General features: G+C 37.0%; 17 protein-coding genes. 2 read left to right on the top strand and 15 right to left on the bottom strand.

What is annotated here, in order from left to right; translation table 11 throughout:
* Window positions 1-3: 3 nt before the first annotated feature.
* The 3 genes from BM000_RS08735 to BM000_RS08725 all read right to left on the bottom strand — a co-directional run bounded on the left by BM000_RS08735 (window position 4) and on the right by BM000_RS08725 (window position 4,845).
* Entirely contained in the window at window positions 4-1,029 is a 1,026-nt protein-coding gene (locus tag BM000_RS08735; protein ID WP_091496966.1) for a ribitol-5-phosphate dehydrogenase, read from the bottom strand.
* A complete protein-coding gene (locus tag BM000_RS08730; RefSeq protein WP_091496964.1) occupies window positions 1,026-1,739 on the bottom strand; it encodes an IspD/TarI family cytidylyltransferase in 714 nt (237 codons plus the stop codon). The genes BM000_RS08735 and BM000_RS08730 overlap by 4 nt, the downstream gene beginning before the upstream one ends.
* Window positions 1,740-2,118: 379 nt before the next feature.
* Entirely contained in the window at window positions 2,119-4,845 is a 2,727-nt protein-coding gene (locus tag BM000_RS08725) for an N-acetylglucosaminidase (RefSeq protein ID WP_091496961.1), read from the bottom strand.
* A gap of 395 nt (window positions 4,846-5,240) precedes the next feature.
* On the opposite strand from BM000_RS08725, the gene tagD reads away from it, so the two are divergent.
* The gene (gene tagD / locus BM000_RS08720; RefSeq protein ID WP_091496959.1) at window positions 5,241-5,633 is read left to right on the top strand and encodes a glycerol-3-phosphate cytidylyltransferase; all 393 of its coding nucleotides are present in this window, start codon (window positions 5,241-5,243) and stop codon (window positions 5,631-5,633) included.
* Complete coding sequence (locus BM000_RS08715) at window positions 5,633-6,835, top strand: CDP-glycerol glycerophosphotransferase family protein (protein WP_091496957.1); 1,203 nt, start codon at window positions 5,633-5,635, stop codon at window positions 6,833-6,835. The genes tagD and BM000_RS08715 overlap by 1 nt, the downstream gene beginning before the upstream one ends.
* A 22-nt stretch (window positions 6,836-6,857) precedes the next feature.
* Here the strand turns inward: BM000_RS08715 and BM000_RS08710 are convergent, their stop codons facing one another.
* The 12 genes from BM000_RS08710 to spoIIID all read right to left on the bottom strand — a co-directional run bounded on the left by BM000_RS08710 (window position 6,858) and on the right by spoIIID (window position 17,495).
* Window positions 6,858-7,898, bottom strand: a complete 1,041-nt coding sequence (locus BM000_RS08710; RefSeq protein ID WP_091496955.1) for a glycosyltransferase family 4 protein — start codon at window positions 7,896-7,898, stop codon at window positions 6,858-6,860.
* A gap of 163 nt (window positions 7,899-8,061) precedes the next feature.
* Window positions 8,062-8,541 (bottom strand): PssE/Cps14G family polysaccharide biosynthesis glycosyltransferase, encoded by a 480-nt coding sequence (gene pssE / locus BM000_RS08705; protein ID WP_091496953.1) that lies wholly within the window; start codon window positions 8,539-8,541, stop codon window positions 8,062-8,064.
* On the bottom strand, window positions 8,538-9,008 hold the full coding sequence (gene pssD, locus BM000_RS08700) for a PssD/Cps14F family polysaccharide biosynthesis glycosyltransferase (RefSeq protein WP_091496951.1): 471 nt from the start codon (window positions 9,006-9,008) through the stop codon (window positions 8,538-8,540). The genes pssE and pssD overlap by 4 nt, the downstream gene beginning before the upstream one ends.
* 5 nt (window positions 9,009-9,013) lie before the next feature.
* Entirely contained in the window at window positions 9,014-11,284 is a 2,271-nt protein-coding gene (locus BM000_RS08695) for an O-antigen ligase family protein (RefSeq protein ID WP_091496949.1), read from the bottom strand.
* On the bottom strand, window positions 11,269-12,723 hold the full coding sequence (murJ, locus tag BM000_RS08690; RefSeq protein ID WP_177178258.1) for a murein biosynthesis integral membrane protein MurJ: 1,455 nt from the start codon (window positions 12,721-12,723) through the stop codon (window positions 11,269-11,271). Before murJ ends, BM000_RS08695 begins: the two co-directional genes overlap by 16 nt.
* Window positions 12,724-12,991: 268 nt before the next feature.
* Window positions 12,992-13,243 (bottom strand): hypothetical protein, encoded by a 252-nt coding sequence (locus BM000_RS08685; protein WP_091496945.1) that lies wholly within the window; start codon window positions 13,241-13,243, stop codon window positions 12,992-12,994.
* A gap of 244 nt (window positions 13,244-13,487) precedes the next feature.
* Window positions 13,488-13,907 (bottom strand): 3-hydroxyacyl-ACP dehydratase FabZ, encoded by a 420-nt coding sequence (gene fabZ, locus BM000_RS08680; RefSeq protein ID WP_091496942.1) that lies wholly within the window; start codon window positions 13,905-13,907, stop codon window positions 13,488-13,490.
* A gap of 71 nt (window positions 13,908-13,978) precedes the next feature.
* Complete coding sequence (locus tag BM000_RS08675; protein ID WP_091496940.1) at window positions 13,979-14,284, bottom strand: DNA-directed RNA polymerase subunit beta; 306 nt, start codon at window positions 14,282-14,284, stop codon at window positions 13,979-13,981.
* Between the two features lie 13 nt (window positions 14,285-14,297).
* Window positions 14,298-15,131 (bottom strand): flagellar hook-basal body protein, encoded by an 834-nt coding sequence (locus BM000_RS08670; RefSeq protein ID WP_091496938.1) that lies wholly within the window; start codon window positions 15,129-15,131, stop codon window positions 14,298-14,300.
* Between the two features lie 14 nt (window positions 15,132-15,145).
* Window positions 15,146-15,964 carry a flagellar hook-basal body protein gene (locus BM000_RS08665; protein WP_091496935.1) on the bottom strand — a complete coding sequence of 273 codons (819 nt, stop codon included), beginning with the start codon at window positions 15,962-15,964 and terminating at the stop codon, window positions 15,146-15,148.
* An 89-nt stretch (window positions 15,965-16,053) separates the two neighbouring features.
* Entirely contained in the window at window positions 16,054-17,055 is a 1,002-nt protein-coding gene (gene mreB / locus BM000_RS08660; RefSeq protein WP_091496933.1) for a rod shape-determining protein, read from the bottom strand.
* A gap of 179 nt (window positions 17,056-17,234) precedes the next feature.
* Complete coding sequence (gene spoIIID / locus BM000_RS08655; protein WP_091496931.1) at window positions 17,235-17,495, bottom strand: sporulation transcriptional regulator SpoIIID; 261 nt, start codon at window positions 17,493-17,495, stop codon at window positions 17,235-17,237.
* Between the last annotated feature and the right edge of the window lie 185 nt (window positions 17,496-17,680).

The raw sequence follows: 17,680 nt of genomic DNA, 5'->3' as shown, positions 1-17,680 counted from the left end.
ATTTTAGATTTTCCAATGCATAACTGTTTTACCCCATGAGCTTGTGAGGTCTGCCTCAAATGTATCAATAATATCCTGAATACTTTTCACCTCATGGACAGAGCCTACTAGAGTCTCTAAATATTCTTGAATCGATTCATATTTAGTTAGTACATTAACAGCCTTAACAAAATCTTCTCTACCACTTCTACTACTTCCTATAACAGTAATACCTTTTTCCAAAATCATTCTGGTATTCAACTCAACTAAATCTTCTGAAACACCTAAAATTGAAATTGACCCTTCTGGATTAATATAGTCAATAATTTGATTAATTGCATATTGGCTTCCTTTACCGCCAACACATTCAAAAGCATGATCAATCTTCAATGTCTCCGGTATATTATCAATTTGATAGACCTCGTCTACAAAGGAGAAATGATTTAGTTTGTACTCTGTTTTTCCAAAAACGCACACCTTACTTTCAGGATATAAGTTTTTTAAAAGTAACGAGGTAATATAGCCTAGGTTTCCATCACCCCATACACCAAAGACATTTCTTCTCTTGTGAGCTAGGCGATCAAAGCGAGTAATAGCATGAACACTTATTGTTACTAATTCAAGAAAAGCTGTTACATGAGGCTTTAATTGCTCACTTAACAAAACAATACGATTACTATCTAAAAATACATAATCTTGCATAAAACCATCATATCCACTTGATCTAAATTTGCTAGATCGCAAGTAATTTTCAGCAACGAAGTCATCTTTCTCCGTAGGCGTGTTGGGAATCATAACGACCTGGTCCCCTGGTTTAAAGTTATCGTTCGGATCATATACAACCGAGCCAATGCCCTCATGTATTAAAGCCATTGGTAGTTTTTTGGATAATGCTTCTTTACCACGAGTGCCAGTATAGTATCTCTGGTCTGCTGCGCATATTGAAAGATACTCTGGTCTAACAACAACTAAACCTGACTGGAGACCTTGCCTTTCATACGTAACCTCAAACTGACGTGGTGATACCAATCGATATATCTGATTAATCATTTTACATTCTCTCCTAAAATTGCTTTGGCGACTTTTAGATCATATGGCGTTGTAATTTTAATATTAAATAACTCACCCTTTACAATTTTAACCTTCTCCCCTTTAAGGGCAAATATTTTACAAGCATCTGTTAAAATTGCTTTCTCTTGTTCATTTAGTTCTTCATAGTATTTTTTTAGAATCTTTATATTAAAGCTTTGAGGTGTCTGCCCTTGATACATCGTGTCTCTTACAGGAATATTATCAATAAATTCACCGGAATCAATTGACTGGATAATCGTATCTACAGCTTCAATTGCTGTATCAACAGCACCATGTTTTAGGGCATTTTCAATATTTTCCTCAATTATTCGATGCGTAAGAAAAGGACGTACTGAGTCATGTGTAACAATTATATCATCATCATTCAAACCAAAAGTTGATTCTATATAGTTGATGCCGCTCATTATTGATTCATTACGATCCTTTCCACCTTCAACTACTACAATCCGCTCATCAACTCCAATATACCTTTTTATAATATCTTTAGAATAATTAATCCATTCCTTTGGTGATACCACAATTATTTTTTCAAATTTACTATTTAGTAAAAATTTTTCTATAGTATGAATTAGAATTGGAATTTCTCCGAGAGTTATAAACTGTTTAGGCATATTTATATTACCCATTCTTGTTCCCTTGCCACCTGCAAGTATCTCAGCGTATATCATAACTTATCTCCTTTAGAATCTATATTTTTCATTTAAAGTAGAAACATTATATGCAAACAACTATAAATATACACTTTTTGAGAAAGTGGCGCAACAAATGTTATGTTATTCTTATTATTGTCGGAAATTATTGTCGAAAACCCAATCTACTAATTTAACACTCTTTTAACTTTTTAGATAATCTGATTTTAAATAACTGCTTGTAATTTACTTTTTTCGCATCTCTAATTTTAAAAAGGAGGTATAAACCAATTAATTCTTTCATAAAATCATTCCACTAATTACTGTTAAAAATACCTAAAATCAAAAAAAGTTTCTGCTCCACATTAAGCAGAACAGAAACTTAGAAGATTATTCAAAAATTACAAAGCTTAATTTATCATCTAAACACAGGAATATCAAATACCATTGATGGGTTTTCTATCTGATCATAAATAGCTTTCATTCGAGATACTTGTTTCGAAGCCCAACCAATATCTGTTGCGTATTGCATTGACCCCGGGTTAGCAGGATTCCAACGCATTTTATACAAAGTATCCTGACCACGGTTAAAGTAGCTACTACTTACAAATTGGGCTCCTTCAACTATAGCGAGGTCAACTGACGTCCAACCTTCATTATATGCTCGAATAGCTCCTTGACTAAGCGCTACTCCATCAAATGCACCAATTCCATACATATTATAAACAGTCTTTATATCTGTCAAACTATTTGCATTTGAACTATCAACAAGAGTAGGGCTACCAGAACTATTTCTACCCACTCTCACCCCTCTAGCTAATGCTGATCTGCCATTATTAGACTCTAAAATTGCATGGCTAACAAGGTATACTTCGTTTACTCCATAGGCTCTAGCTGCCTCTATAAATTTAGTCCCTTTATTATTAAGAACGCCTTCACTTGATAAATGGCGATTCAGCACATTAGCACTAGCCCCGGCAGGCTCAGATAGTACCAAGAATTGAAATGGATCTTGTATACTCGGATCTAAAAATTGAGTTAAATCAGATCGAGTCGGAAGTCGCCATTGCCCTAATGAAATTTGGTACCATACATTACTTCCGCTTACTGTTGTTCCAGTTGTTTGTCCAAGTATAGAAACTTGTTGACCAGCATTGTATGATATATAGGTATGACTATTGGTTGTAGGTTCAGATCTAACTCTGACTGAATTACCATTAATGACACCATTTGATCCACTTCTGTTAACTAAAGAACTGTGGACATACGCAGGTGAATTTCTATACTTATCAGTTTGTGGCCTTACTGTCATCTGGATATCTACAATTTGTGATAAAGTTCGAGAATAATTTGTATATCTTGTGGTTGAATCACTTACATAGCTAGAATGTATCCATACTACATTCCCATTTAATCTTCCACGATACCAGATGTTGTTTCCTATGCGCTCTGTTAGATGAACCCTAAATTGTTGATTAGTCATAGAACCCAAATTGTTATAAACAAGATCCTTACTTCCACCCCAAGCTTTAGTAAATGCTTGTCCTCTACCTGTTAGATAAAAAATCTTATCCTCTCGATCAACTCCAACATGAGGGTGACTGGATAAATTATCTGCTTTTACCCAACCAATTACACCGTTTGTCGCACTTGGTTCTGTACTAATTAAATAGTACCTTATATTTTCCATTACTGCTGAACGCTTTATATAGTAGACTGTATTGGTGTAATTGGATCCTGCAATCGTATAGTTACTCTTACTCCGTAAATTACTATAGATTCTTACACTTGAGTTTCTAATATGACCTAATCTACTTGTTGATCCTTGGCGTAAAGCTGGAGTTTCGTTAACATAACTAGAGTGTAACCAAACAACTTCTCCATCTAAGCGACCGCGATACCAGATGTTGTTTCCTACCTGCTCAGTAAGGTGAACCTCAAAATTGTAGTTAGCATACTCAGATAAGTCACTGTAGACTATATCCCTCTGGCCTCCCCACGCCTTTCCATACGCACTTCCTTCTCCATTAACATAAAATGTTTTTGAATCTTTATCAACACCAACATGTGGATGGCTAGATAAATCATCTGCTTTCACCCAACCAATTACACTTCTTGTTGCACTCGGCTCTGTGCTAATCAAATAATACCTTTCATAATTTAATACTGCAGCACGTTTAATATAATAAACCGCGTTAGTATAGGTAGAGCTAGCAGTAGTAAAATTACTCATATTTCGTAAGTTGCTATAAATTCTGACATTTGAATTTCTGATATGTCCCAATCTACTTGTAGAGCCTTCTCGGAGTGCAGGGGAAGAATCACTAACGTAGCTTGAATGCAACCAAACAACCTCGCCATTTAAACGCCCACGATACCAGGTGTTATTGCCAACACGCTCTGTTAAGTGTACAGAAAAGGTCTGACCACTAAAAGCAGACATATCTTCAAAGACAAGATCCTTACTGCCTCCCCATGCTTTACTATAAGCACTTCCTGTTCCTTTTATATAGAAATTCTTTGATTGATTATTAATACCTACGTGATCATTAGATGAAAGATCAGTTGCTTTCGCCCAACCAACTACACCGTTTACAGCACTCGGCTGAGTGCTAAGCAAGTAAAAAGTCTCTCCATTATAATCTGCTTGTAATTTTATATAATATACTGCATTTGTTAATGATGATCCAGCAGTTTGATAGTTAGAGAGATTTGTATAACTATCATATATACGAACATTAGCATTACGTATATGCCCTAGCTTGCTTGTTCTACTCTCGGGAGCTTGGCTCTGCAACTCTGATGTTTCTTTGTTTTCTAAATCTCGTGTCTCATCCAGATACTGGGTTGATGAATCATTCTTTGAAGTCTCTTCTGTAGCATTTGAGCTCTCTTCATCAGTGCCTATAAATTCTTCCTCGTCTCCTATTTCATCCTCGTCTTCTTGCTCTATAAACTCACTCTCAGTATTAGACTCCAAATCACCTATCTCTTCTTCATTAAATGATGGATTATCGGATTCTTCGGTCATTTCTAGATCTATATCTATTTCTTCATGATCACTTGTTGCTAAAATGACAATATCAAGTGGTACTAGATTAAACAAGAGGAGTGCAATTAAGACTTTAACTATACGTATTCTCATATCTACCTCCTAAAATAATTAACAAAAAAATAAATAATAATTATAATTAAAAGCTCCCAATCACCACCTTTATCTTACATATATACTAATTATGCATCTTTTAATGACAAAAGTTAATAAAAAATAAAAAAAAATTATCTAACTTGGTTGAAATAGGTCAATAGTTTGAGGTTCTAACTGCTACCTTTGTGATTAAATGTCAAAATTATGGAAAAGTTATCGAAAGAAAAAAGGAAAGCCTATAATTCCATCTTAGTTTTTATAACACCCTTAAATTTTCTATGTTACTTTAAGGTAACTTGATTAATATTCTATAAATTAATATAATATTAACGATTAACTATACGTACTACTTAATATTTTCACTACAAATAAATTTGTCTAGGAGGTTCTCCATGAAAAAAATTATTACTTATGGTACCTTTGATTTACTACACATAGGACATATAAATATCTTAAAAAGAGCAAAGTCATTCGGTGATTATCTAGTTGTAGGTTTATCCACAGATGGATTTAATACAATTAAACATAAGAGCTCATACCACAGATATGAGGACCGTAAAAAAATATTAGAAGCAATTCGGTATGTTGATGAAGTCATTCCAGAGAGTATGTGGGAACAAAAAGAAGACGATATTGTAAACCACAAAATAGATACATTCGTTATGGGCGATGATTGGAAAGGTGAATTTGATTATCTTTCCTCAATTTGCAAGGTTAGATATCTACCAAGAACTGATGGAATCTCAACAACGAAAACAAAAAATGATTTGAAGAAAGGATTATAATGTTAAGAGACTTTCTAATCTCACTTTATTTACTTGCCACTCGTCTATTATTCTCATTTTGCAAGCTCCTGCCAGAAAAAAACAAAACAACCTTTGTTGCGTCATTTGGCCTAAATGTTGATTACGTCAGTAAAGCCTGCTTAAAGCAAATTGACCACCAACTCATTATTCTAAAAACTGCTCAATGTCAGTTTGATTTTTGCACAGATGAACGTCTTTTAGTTCTTCCATTTGGCACTGGTAATGCAATCGACTTTATTAAGTCCATTTATCATTTAGCAACATCCAAGATCGTGTTTGTTGACAATTATTATGGGTTTCTAGCTGTTACCCGCTTTCGTCCTGAAGTTAAGTGTATCCAGCTTTGGCATGCAGCTGGTGCTATTAAGCGATTTGGCTTAAAGGACCCAACCATTAAAACACGTTCAGCGGCTGCTCATAAGCGCTTTAAAGCAGTTTATAATCGCTTTGATCACGTCGTAGTCGGTTCTGATCAAATGGCCAATATCTTTAAACAGAGCTTTGGAATAGAAGAAGCGAAGATGCTTAAAACAGGTATACCACGCACTGACTTTTTCTTTGATTTGGTTAAGTTAAATGAAGCTAAGCTAAGCGTGACGAAAAACTATCCAGCTATTAATGGAAAAAAGGTACTCTTATATGCCCCTACGTTTCGCGACGCTGAATTGTCTGGGGCAAAGCTTCATCTCGATCTTGCCCTAATGAAGCAGCAATTAGGTAATGACTATTTATTAATGCTTAAACTTCACCCAGCCGTTCAAAATAAGATCGAGCTTGGGCAGGATAGTTTTATTGTTCATGTTGCTAATGACCAAGATATTAATGACCTGCTGACGATTACTGATCTTTTGATTACCGACTATTCATCAATACCGTTTGAATTTTCATTATTAAATAAACCAATGGTGTTTTATTGCTATGATTTAGAAGCATATGAGCAAGAACGAGGCTTTTGGTCGGACTACCAGCTTAATATGCCTGGTCCGGTTGTAAAGACCACAGAAGGGCTCGTTGCTGCTATTAAGGAAAACCATTTTGATCTAACTATCGTTCAAGCTTTTGCTAAGCAATGGAATAGCTATTCAGATGGGCGATCTAGTGAACGACTTGTCAATTACATTGCAACTGGCATGTCGAAAGTAAATGGACAAAAAAAGAAGAAGCATCTTGTCGATTCATAACATTCGACAAGATGCTTCTTTGTTACTTTCGTTTATTAAATAAGTTTAACAGTGGCCGGTAATCCACACTAATAATGCCAGTAATTTCAACAACAAGTTCAATTAAGATCGTTAAAGTAAAGAAGGTAATCGTCGATCCCCACATGGTTGATTGGTTTAAAATAACACCTGCAATACTAAACATTGCACTCATAGCATAGATTAAGATGACTGTTTGCCGGTGACCAAAACCTAGGTTCAATAGACAATGGTGAAGGTGCATTTTATCCGGTGAATAAAGTGGTTTCTTGTGGACAACCCGTCGGACAATGGCAAATAAAGTATCCAAAATTGGTACACCTAGAATGGCAATTGGTACGAGTAATGAGAACAATGTGGCATTCTTAAAGCCTAAGACTGATAAAACACCAATCATGTAACCAAGAAATAATGCACCGGTATCACCCATGAAAATCTTAGCCGGATGGAAGTTGAATACTAAAAAGCCCATGGTACTACCAATCAATAAAATACTAACTAGGGCAACGAATACGTCACCAAGTGATAATGCCAAGCCAGCAATTGTAATTAAGGCAATAGTAGAAACACCTGCTGCTAGTCCATCTAAACCGTCAATTAAATTAATGGCATTGGTAATCCCAACGATCCAAATAACCGTTATCGGAATGCTCCAATAGCCAAAATGAAGTGTGTTCGCAAATGGTAAATTAATATAAGTAATCTCAACTCCATTAAGTACAACAATTAGTGCTGCAACTGTTTGGACAAGAAATTTATAGCGTGCAGCCAATTCATATACATCATCAACCATTCCCATTGCAGTTACAATAACGGCACCAATTAAAATTGGCCAGAAATAAGCACTGTTTGGGTTAATAATTAGGAACGCGGTCATAAAGCTAATAAAAATCGCTAATCCACCTAATCGTGGCATAATTCTTTGATGTACCTTACGTTTATTTGGTTGGTCAGTAGCGCCGATTTTAAAGGCTAATTTTTTTACATAGGGGGTTAAGGCCATTGTTAAAAAAAAGCATATTACACCAACAATAACAAGTTCCATAATTGAATCCTTCCTCTCCCCATCTTCATATATATAGTCGTGTTAAGTTCAGGTAAAGTTTCAGTGAATTTAAAGTAAAGTAGGTTCATCAAATAACTATAGCACAATTCAAAAAAATATTCATGTATTTTCTGTGTAATTTTCTATTCCCATATTTACACTGTTAAAATTGCTCAATAAACTTTTGCAGTAACGCACAAAGCTTGTCCCTGCCAGACTCAAAGGGTTTAGGCTGAAAGGATTGAACCATTTTAACTGCGAGGGGTAAATCATGTAAATCATGGCAAGGTAAAATGTGCCCTTGATTACTGAGTGCATCCACAATTTGGAGCTGATGGTCATCATTGTGTTCCTTAAATTTACTTAGCCTTGGTACAGCAATTACTGTTTTTCCTTTCTTCAGCCCGGTCAGTACAGAGCCTGTACCTGCATGAGAAATGATATAACTCGCTTGCTCAAACCATTTGTCCATTTGGTCGTAGCTGACAAAATTATAAATATCCATTAAAGGTGATGCATACTTGGTATGGCCAGTTTGAACAATAACTTGCTCTTTAATTAGGCCATTAGCAATTAGTTTTTCTACTTCAATTAGCAAGCGATTAAATGGTAATTCATGTGTGCCAAGAACGACGAAGATCAATAGACACACCCCTCATAAATTGCTTTTGGATAAACTTCCTTCATTGACTCCCATTGGACGATGAATAAATCTGAGATTGGGTAAACAAGTCGTCCTGACAAAGTTGGACTTGTTGATTTCGCAAAGCTCTCAATAAAAATTATTTTTCTTCTAAACAGCTTTGCTAAATAACACATTGGCACAGCCGTGTGGGCACCAGTGGTAATAATAATATCTGGACGTTTTATTAGAAAAATAGCAAGCGATTTCCAGCTATTATAGAGAAACTTAAATAAGTATCTAATTGGATAGTTACGACCGCCTTGAAGCAAGACAGAGACAGGGAAGCGATCTTTAAGCTGTTTAGCGATAATTGAGCGCTCCGTAACAATATGATAATTGTAATTGGTAAAAAGCGTTTCTAATTGCAAGAGTTGAGTGAGATGGCCTCCAATAGAAGCAATTAATAAAATACGTTTTTGTTTCATGATCGCTACTCCTTGTTGTTATATAGTTTTATTAATTTCGCAATGATTAACTGTTGATCAAATTGCTTGGCCTTTTCTTCCCCATTTTGAATTAATTTCTCGCTTAGACCATGATCAGAAATAACCCGTTCAATTCCCTCCGCTAACACATCAGGTCGATAAGGCGGTACCTTTAATCCCGCTCCATCATCAAGCAAATAAGATAAGCCACCGACATTCGTGCCAATGACTGGTGTACGACACGACATCGCTTCAAGCGCTGCTAGCCCAAAGCCTTCAAGGTGAGAAGGTAACACAAATACATCTGCTGCTGACAACCAAGTTGCGATTGCCGTTTGATTCGTTGCGTGATGAACTTGAAAATCATCTGATACCTCTTTCATTAACTGATTTAAAAATTCAGGCTCTTTCTTTGCCCCAATTAAGTGACATTCAAGATCATATTTTGTCGCTAATTGCTGACATGCCATTAATAGATCTTCAATACCCTTTGCTTCAATTAAGTTTCCAACAAATAGAATAATGATCTTATGCTCGGATAAATTTAGTATCTTTCTTGCTTTTTGGCCATCAATCGCTTTAAATATCTCGCGATTAACGCCCATATTCAAAATAGTTAGTTTTTCCGTGCTAACGTTAAAACCCTTGCGTAGTGCCTGAGCTAACGCCTCACCTACCGCAATCACCTCATCTGCTTCAGCTAAAATACGTTCACTTCTCTTGGCAATCCAAGGGTGCTTCCTTGGCATTCGATCGACATCACCACCATGGGCCGTGACAATAAATCGACTACGATAGACCTTTTTTGTCATTAACCCTAGCCAGCCACTTGGAAAAATATAATGGCTATGCACAACCTGATAGCGTTGACCAGTAAAGATAAGGATAATCAGGAATTTAACCATCCAAGTCATATATTTGACGATAACGTTAGTTTTACCCATTTTTAAAGATTTTATTGATAAAACAGTCACTTTTATTTGCTGCGCTTGAAGTTGCTTCACTTGATTCTTAATAAAAATACCGAATGAAGGGTATTTCTTACTCGGATACATCGTGGTAATTACCAGAACCTGTAGTTCCTCTCCTATGAAATACTGCCACACCAGCATAACTAAGCAGGCAAGATAAATACTTACGGCAGGTGCGGACAATACATGCCCTGCGGTTAGTGAGCTCCCTGCAGCTAAGCTAATTGCAAGTAATAACAAACTAACCTCTGGGCTCCGCCAGCTTCGAAGACTTAAACAAATATCTAGACCTGTTTTTATTAACGGATAAAGAAGTAGAGCAAAGCCAACTAACCCAAAACCGAATAACCAGTCAAAGCCATCCATCTCGACTAGCTTAGGGCTGGTTGAATAAAGTCCACCATATCCCAGACCAAAAAGTTTTAATAACAATGGTGCTTGGTTAAACTGCTCTAGGTTATCTGCTAAGAAATCACGTCTACCACTTAATACTTCATTAATAGAAGGATTAAGGTTTACCTCGCCTTCTAATTCCGTTTGTTGATTATTAACAAGCCTCATCGTGTTATGACCCGCTGGAGTCAAAGGCAATAACAATAGCACAGTTGTAAGTAGAAGTGTTAAATATAGTGCGCTATGCTGCTTACCTTTTACAACCATGACAACAATTGAACTGGCTAACACAATTAGTAAACTAAATAAGCTAACTTTCGTTCCAATAATCAGCATATGATAACTATGGATTATGATAAGAATGGATACACTGATATAACGTTGGCGCGTTAAACAATTAAACCAATCTATAATGAGAATCACAATACCAATTGCAAAAATAACGCTTAGCTCATTTCCTGAAAAAAACCAACCTGTATGCCCTAGCTTTGCCAGCATATTATAAGTTCGTTTTCCACTATCGGTTAATGTCGCCAGCAACATAATCGCGTTAAGAACGACCATGTTGGTCATTAGAATTGGATAAAGTCTCTGTGGGGATTCAATTTGACGGTAAAGGAGAAGGATGACGCTAAAATATAATGTTTTTATTACATAACTTAGTTCAAAGTCCATAGAAACTGGGTCTTTAAAAACAATTAGCACTGCTAAATGCAAGAGGATATAGACAGAAAGAAAACACAAATAAATACGGGACTGTTTTGTTAAGAAGAGATAGAAAACAACCCCAAACAAAAATCCCCCCCTAATGACTGATGGCCAAATATTTGAAACGCAAACTAACAAATCAATAAAAGGTTGTAGCAGAAGGAATCCTAAAATGAACGTCGTTATATTTATTTTTTGTGCCATTTGATTTCTTCCTTCCACTCTTTTAAATTAAGCAATACTAGAAGGAGTAAGTATACACTTACACCTAATATAATTTGGAGAATGACATGCAAATTGGAACAGCTAACCAAGACAATAATCATGATTAAGCTAGCTATGCCAACTTTTATCAGTTGCTTATAAGATCCTGTGAAGCTCAGTTTACCAATTTCCTGACAGAACTTTTGATAAGTTAACAATAAATAAAGTCCTCCAACGATCGAGGACGCCAATGGTATGCCAACAAAGCCAAAAGCATATGAAAGAATGCCATTTAAAATTACGTTGAGACAAACCGAAATGAGACTAATTTTCATAATTGCCTTTGCTTTATTTAGAGCATACAACCCATTCACAATCAGCGTATTAAAACTATAAAAAAATACTGAACCTAGGTAAAAGTATGCAACTCTTGTTGTTGCCAGTGTTGCTTGCGGAGTGAACTGACCACGTTGATAAAGCAATTGAATAATTTCTGTCATTAAAGTTGCCATTCCTGCAATCGCTGGAATAAGTAACGTCAATACAAGTAACTGGCCACGATTAATTGTTTTCAAAAGCTGATCACGATCTTCCGATACAAATGCCTTTGAAATAACAGGGAATATTAACGTCCCAAGTGCAGTTGCAATAAGTGCTTGCGGTAAATGAACAAGATTTTTTGCATAGCTTAAATACGTTACAACACCTTCTCCAATACGATTAGCAAATAATTGATCAACAGCTAAATTAATTTGACCAATCATAACGGTTAATGCGATTGGAAAATAATTAATATAGAAAGACTGTGTTCGTTTAATAGAAAAATGCCAGCCCACCACTCCTATTGCTAAATATAATTTAAGCAGGAATGAAGTGATTGTTCCTAGTAAATAACCAACTGCAAGCGCATAAACACTCAATTGCTGGTGGAAGAGAACAACAGTAGCAATCATAATAAGTAACACTATTAACTGAGAAAATGCTGAAATTGAGTACCGTTGAATCGATTCGAAGTACGCCTCCAACACTGCATTAACTGCTACAAATAAGACAGCCATTAACAAGATTTGCGTCAAATTAATAATAATATCAGCTTGAACTGGGTAGAGAATTGGAATAATTAACGGCACAATTACCAAAAGTACGAGCACAAGACAAGCTGAAAACACCCCTGTCCCATAGAAGATTGTTGCCGTGAATTTATCTTCTTCATGGTCTACTCTGGCCTTCATATACAAGGGTACAAATAGATGACGCATCCCATTAGTGAAAAAAAGGATTAACACATTTACGAGAACAAAAGCTGTCAAAAAAGCGTCAGCTAAGTAAGAATCGCCAAAGTAATTCGCAATGACAATGTCTCTAATGACCCCAGCTAACTTAATTAACACTGTAATAATGATAAAAATAAACGATTTCCTAATAAAAACACGATTCACATGCTTACCTTCTTTGACCTGCATTCTTAACAAACAGTCTATTCATCTTTTCTCTTTGCTATACTCTATAATGAAAAAAGTTAATTACATAACAGCCGAGTTAAGAAAAATCACGATACACAAGCACATATCGTCGGATAGTTCACAGAGTTGCTTTGTTGTTTTATGAGACTAAACCTACGAGAACGTCAGTCTGTAATTCAGATACATCGGTTAGCCTATAAAAAAAAGAGCGCGAAATATAACAAAATGCGCTCAACTTAGCTTATTAATTATTATTCTCTTCTTCCTCTTCACCCATATCTGATGGTTCATCGGTATTGTCCATATTAGGATCTTGTTCTTCATCTTCTATTTGATCATCTTCAAATGTATCTTCAACATCCTGTTCCATATCATCAACATCTTCATGGACTTCCTCTTCGGCTGGTTGATCGTCAGGCGCTTGATCTTCTTCGTTTTGCATACAACCGAAAAGAAGCGTTAGCGTCATCATAGCAAGAAGCAATCTAGTTAACATGTCATCACCTCACTTTATACCATTCTCTCTTATAAAGTGCCCAGTACCACCACGTTTATACGCAAATATAGTGAATTTTCAAGCAGTAGTTCTTTTCTTTATCACCCAATCATTGTAAACGAGTAGACATGCTCCTAAAGGTATGTTTAAAGTGCGACCTCTGAACAAATTGGACTTTTACCAACTGCTGAATAACAAAAAAAAGAAAACATCTCATTATTCAGACATTCTCTTAAGCTAATCGCTATTGAATAGCAAACATAATTTCTGCTTCACAAGCCAGTTCACCATCAACTGTTGCCTTTGCTTTACCTTTTCCAATTGGTCCCTTTAAGCGCGTGATTTCAACTTCTAGCATCAGTGTATCACCCGGTTTTACTTGACGCTTGAACCGGCATTTATCAATACCAGCTAGAAAGCCAATTTTCCCTTTATTTTCTTCTTTACTTAGCATGGCTACTGCTCCAGTTTGAGCAAGTGCTTCGACAATTAACACACCAGGCATGACTGGATAATCAGGAAAATGGCCTTGAAAAAAAGGCTCGTTAATCGTTACATTTTTCTTTCCAACTACACGTTTACCCTCATCAATTTCTAAAATGTCATCTACTAATAAAAATGGGTAACGATGCGGAATAACCTGTTTAATTTGTTCAATATTCATTGTTACTTCTCCTCTCATCCTAAATACCAAAAAAGCAGATTAATCTTTTATTAACCTGCTCTGAATTAACATTATTCCACTCCTGAGATAATATCAAGAATGTGTTGCCAAAATTCAAAACGCAGAACATCCAACGGCTCACCATCGCCTAAGACACTATACCCAACAATTAATCCAAGTATAAGCGCGAGAATAGCAAGCATGAAGACGACAATTACTCTAAGCCAGATGGGGAAAATCCGCCGAATTGGCGTCTTTCTTTCCGCTTTTGCCGCCCGTTTTTCTTTTCTCTGCTCTTTCTGTAATTGCTTGTCTTGAGACTGCTTTGCCTTTTCCGTTAGCTGCTCAGCTTGCGGTTCTTGTTCAGATCGTTGCATAAAAAAGAACTCCTTAACGTATTTGATTAACTAGCCCGCGCATTTGGTCATGCATCGAAATCGTTCTTGCATTCATTTGATACAAACGCTGCGCCTGAAGTAGTTCAGTCATTTGGGTTGTTAAATCAACATTTGATTGTTCCAGTGTACCACTTTGAATTTGATTAGCAAAGGGGGCAACATCAGCTACCACATCCTCTGTATTATAAGCTGTCATTGATAAGTCAGACAAGCGAAACAAATTATGCCCTGTTGTTTCAAGCAATTGTGGACGAACCGCCTCTACAACAGCAAGCTGACCTTCAACAACTTCCGTGCCATTGCGAAGTGTGACAACCTCTCCAACATTGTTAATCGCAATCCGCTCAAAGCCGTCTTCCAATTGAATGGGTTGACCCGCTTGGCCAATTATTGGCTGCCCTTGACTGGTCGTTAACGTAAGTTGGCCATTAGGCATTGGTTGAAGATAAAGTGCGCCATCTCTGGTATAGCGTGTTTCAGTTACCCCGTTCTCAGTAACTTCGACCTGAAGAAGATGATTTTCAGCTAATAGTGCGACATCAAGTTGGCGATCAGTTGTGCGCAGAGCACCTAATGAAAGGTTGTGAGCAGTACTACCTAATCGAGCACCTGACCCCTGTCGAATTCCTTGAGGCGTCACTCTACCTGGTGCATTCGCTTCAACATCACTAAAATTATCTATATTTTGAAACAATAATGAGCTGAAATTGGCATTACGGGTCTTGTAGCCCGCTGTATTGACATTGGCAATATTATGACCAATTAGATCAAGCTTATTCTGTAACTGTCCCATCGTAACCGCTGCTTGGATATTCATTCGACTCATTGATCAACCACTCCTTAGTTTATCCGCCCTACTTGATTTACGGCAATGTCCATGCTTTGATCATACATTTGCAGCACACGTTGATTTGTCTCAAATAAACGATATGCCTGCATCATCTCCGTCATCGTTTGCGCCTCATCAACATTTGATGTTTCTAAGAAGCGTTGCTCGATTGAATAAGTCACCCCAGCTATGGTCCGAGCATCTACCAAAGCTTCACCATCTGTTTGAAACAGATCGCCATCTTCCTTAACTAGTTCATTAACGTTGGCAGCATAAGCAATATGTAATGGGATTTGACCCTCTGCTAACGTCATGACACCATCATTATTCACTTGAAAGGTTTGACCATCGGTGAATATCGGCTCACCAGCTTGATTTAAAACATAATGCCCTTGATTAGTCGTTAAGAAGCCTGCACCATCGACGGTGAAATTACCATTTCTTGTATAACCGATCGTGCCGTCTCCATTCTGAACACCAAAAAAAAGGCCACCAGTTTCATCTGGAAATTCACCATTTATTAACGCCAAGTCTGTGCTAATACCAGTCTCGTGAATAGCACCTTGCTGATGATCGGCAATCGTTTCTTGGACATAAACCCCGGTATTAATTGAACCAAGTTGCTGGTCTGTTGGCAGGGTAAACTGTCTTGTTGTCGGTAACGTTTCTTTACTTAGACGTTTAATTAACAACTCTGGGAATGCCCGTATCATTGCCTGATCTTGCTTATAACCGGGTGTTTGTGCATTCGCAATATTATTTGAAAGCGTATCCTGTCGTCTCTGTTGAGTCATCATTCCACTTGCTACGGTATAATATCCTCTTAGCAATTGATCACACGCCCTTTCATGTTTGGCGATAGTTATGCCTATTTTAACATATTATCGGCTATCGAAAGCTAGATATTTAGTCCGTTCACTTAAATAAACGAACGCTTTTCGATCTTATCAATATTCTCAAGCATAATTCCAGTACCTTTTGCAACACAATGCATTGGCTCGTCCGCAAGAAAGACAGGCACTCTCAATTCTTCTGCCAACAACTGATCAATACCATGCAAGAGCGCACCACCACCAGTTAAAATAACACCACGATCAATAATATCAGCAGATAACTCAGGCGGCGTTCTTTCAAGAACATTTTTAGCGGCTTGGACAATGACAGCAACCGCTTCACGTAACGCCTTCTCAATTTCCTCTGATTTAATCGTAATTGTTCGCGGCAGTCCTGAAACCATATCACGACCACGAATATCAATAGATTCATTACGTGCACCAGGAAAAACAGTTGCTACATGCACTTTAATATCTTCGGCTGTCCGCTCCCCAATCAGAAGCTTATACTCACGTTTTACGTAATTAAGAATTTCAACGTCAAACTTGTCCCCAGCCATTTTAATTGACTGCGCCGTTACGATATCACCCATAGATAGAACAGCAACATCTGTTGTTCCACCACCGATATCAACAACCATATTGCCACTAGGCTGAAAAATATCCATCCCTGCTCCAATTGCAGCGACTTTAGGCTCTTCTTCTAAGTATACTTTTTTACCACCTGATTTTTCAGCAGCTTCCTTGATTGCCTTTTGTTCCACTTTTGTGATATTGGTTGGACAACAAATTAACATGCGCGGCTTTGAAAACATCCCACGTACATTAATTTTATTAATAAAGTGCTTCAGCATCGCTTCAGTCACATCAAAATCAGCAATAACCCCATCTTTTAAAGGACGGATCGCTTCAATATTGCCAGGCGTACGTCCGACCATACGACGCGCTTCCTCACCAACCTCTAAAACACGGCCATTGGTCCGATCCATAGCAACAACAGAGGGTTCATTTAAAACAATGCCTTTCCCTTTAACATGTATTAAAACATTTGCTGTACCTAAATCAATTCCTATATCTCTCGAAAACATGATTTCGATCCTCCCTATCTAATATCTTCCGTAATACCTTATAATGCCTCTAATAATATATAATAGCACAAATTAATTAGGAAAGTTAATCTATTTTTCGATTAGATTGTATTTAATTTGACAATTTCACTAAAATGAAATATTTAAGGGTATTAGATAGGAAGGATTTCACTCATGTGTTAAAAATGCGTTGTCGATTTCTCATATTTTCGTTTGGTTGCAGCACCACCTCGAAGGTGTCGAATGGCTTTGTGATGCTCAAGAATTTCTTTCACTTTGATGGCAAGATCAGGATTTAATTCAGGCAACCGCTCGGTCAGATCCTTGTGAACCGTACTCTTTGATACCCCAAACTCTTTAGCAATCGTGCGAACCGTCTTTTTGGTATCAATAATGTGTTGCCCTATCCTGATTGTTCTTTCTTTAATATAATCATGCACATCATTTGCCTCCTCTTGTTGTCTGGTCAAGGATGGGAAGGGCGATTAGCACGAAAAATCTCTAAACAGTACAAATGAAAAACCTCGAACCGTCTTGTGTAGTTTGTATCATTTTATTAACAACAAGTGGTGAATATGCTTCCATTGGGGGTTTTTGTTTTATTTGGAGGATTGGATTGGGTTAA

The sequence above is a fragment of the Amphibacillus marinus genome (genome assembly GCF_900110345.1).
In the GTDB taxonomy this organism is placed as follows: Bacteria; Bacillota; Bacilli; order Bacillales; family Amphibacillaceae; genus Amphibacillus_D; species Amphibacillus_D marinus.
The sequence above is the reverse complement of the archived record's forward strand: the minus strand, read 5'-3'. Positions and strand labels throughout refer to the sequence as shown.

Excerpts from the sequence above, each read along its gene's own strand:
- BM000_RS08670 (WP_091496938.1), bottom strand. The coding sequence starts at position 15,131 with ATGAGTCGAATGAATATCCAAGCAGCGGTTACGATGGGACAGTTACAG.
- BM000_RS08735 (WP_091496966.1), bottom strand. The coding sequence starts at position 1,029 with ATGATTAATCAGATATATCGATTGGTATCACCACGTCAGTTTGAGGTT.
- BM000_RS08730 (WP_091496964.1), bottom strand. The coding sequence starts at position 1,739 with ATGATATACGCTGAGATACTTGCAGGTGGCAAGGGAACAAGAATGGGT.
- BM000_RS08710 (WP_091496955.1), bottom strand. The coding sequence starts at position 7,898 with ATGGAACTTGTTATTGTTGGTGTAATATGCTTTTTTTTAACAATGGCC.
- BM000_RS08715 (WP_091496957.1), top strand. The coding sequence starts at position 5,633 with ATGTTAAGAGACTTTCTAATCTCACTTTATTTACTTGCCACTCGTCTA.
- BM000_RS08695 (WP_091496949.1), bottom strand. The coding sequence starts at position 11,284 with ATGGCACAAAAAATAAATATAACGACGTTCATTTTAGGATTCCTTCTG.
- pssD (WP_091496951.1), bottom strand. The coding sequence starts at position 9,008 with ATGAAACAAAAACGTATTTTATTAATTGCTTCTATTGGAGGCCATCTC.
- mreB (WP_091496933.1), bottom strand. The coding sequence starts at position 17,055 with ATGTTTTCGAGAGATATAGGAATTGATTTAGGTACAGCAAATGTTTTA.
- BM000_RS08725 (WP_091496961.1), bottom strand. The coding sequence starts at position 4,845 with ATGAGAATACGTATAGTTAAAGTCTTAATTGCACTCCTCTTGTTTAAT.
- BM000_RS08675 (WP_091496940.1), bottom strand. The coding sequence starts at position 14,284 with ATGCAACGATCTGAACAAGAACCGCAAGCTGAGCAGCTAACGGAAAAG.
- fabZ (WP_091496942.1), bottom strand. The coding sequence starts at position 13,907 with ATGAATATTGAACAAATTAAACAGGTTATTCCGCATCGTTACCCATTT.
- tagD (WP_091496959.1), top strand. The coding sequence starts at position 5,241 with ATGAAAAAAATTATTACTTATGGTACCTTTGATTTACTACACATAGGA.
- BM000_RS08685 (WP_091496945.1), bottom strand. The coding sequence starts at position 13,243 with ATGTTAACTAGATTGCTTCTTGCTATGATGACGCTAACGCTTCTTTTC.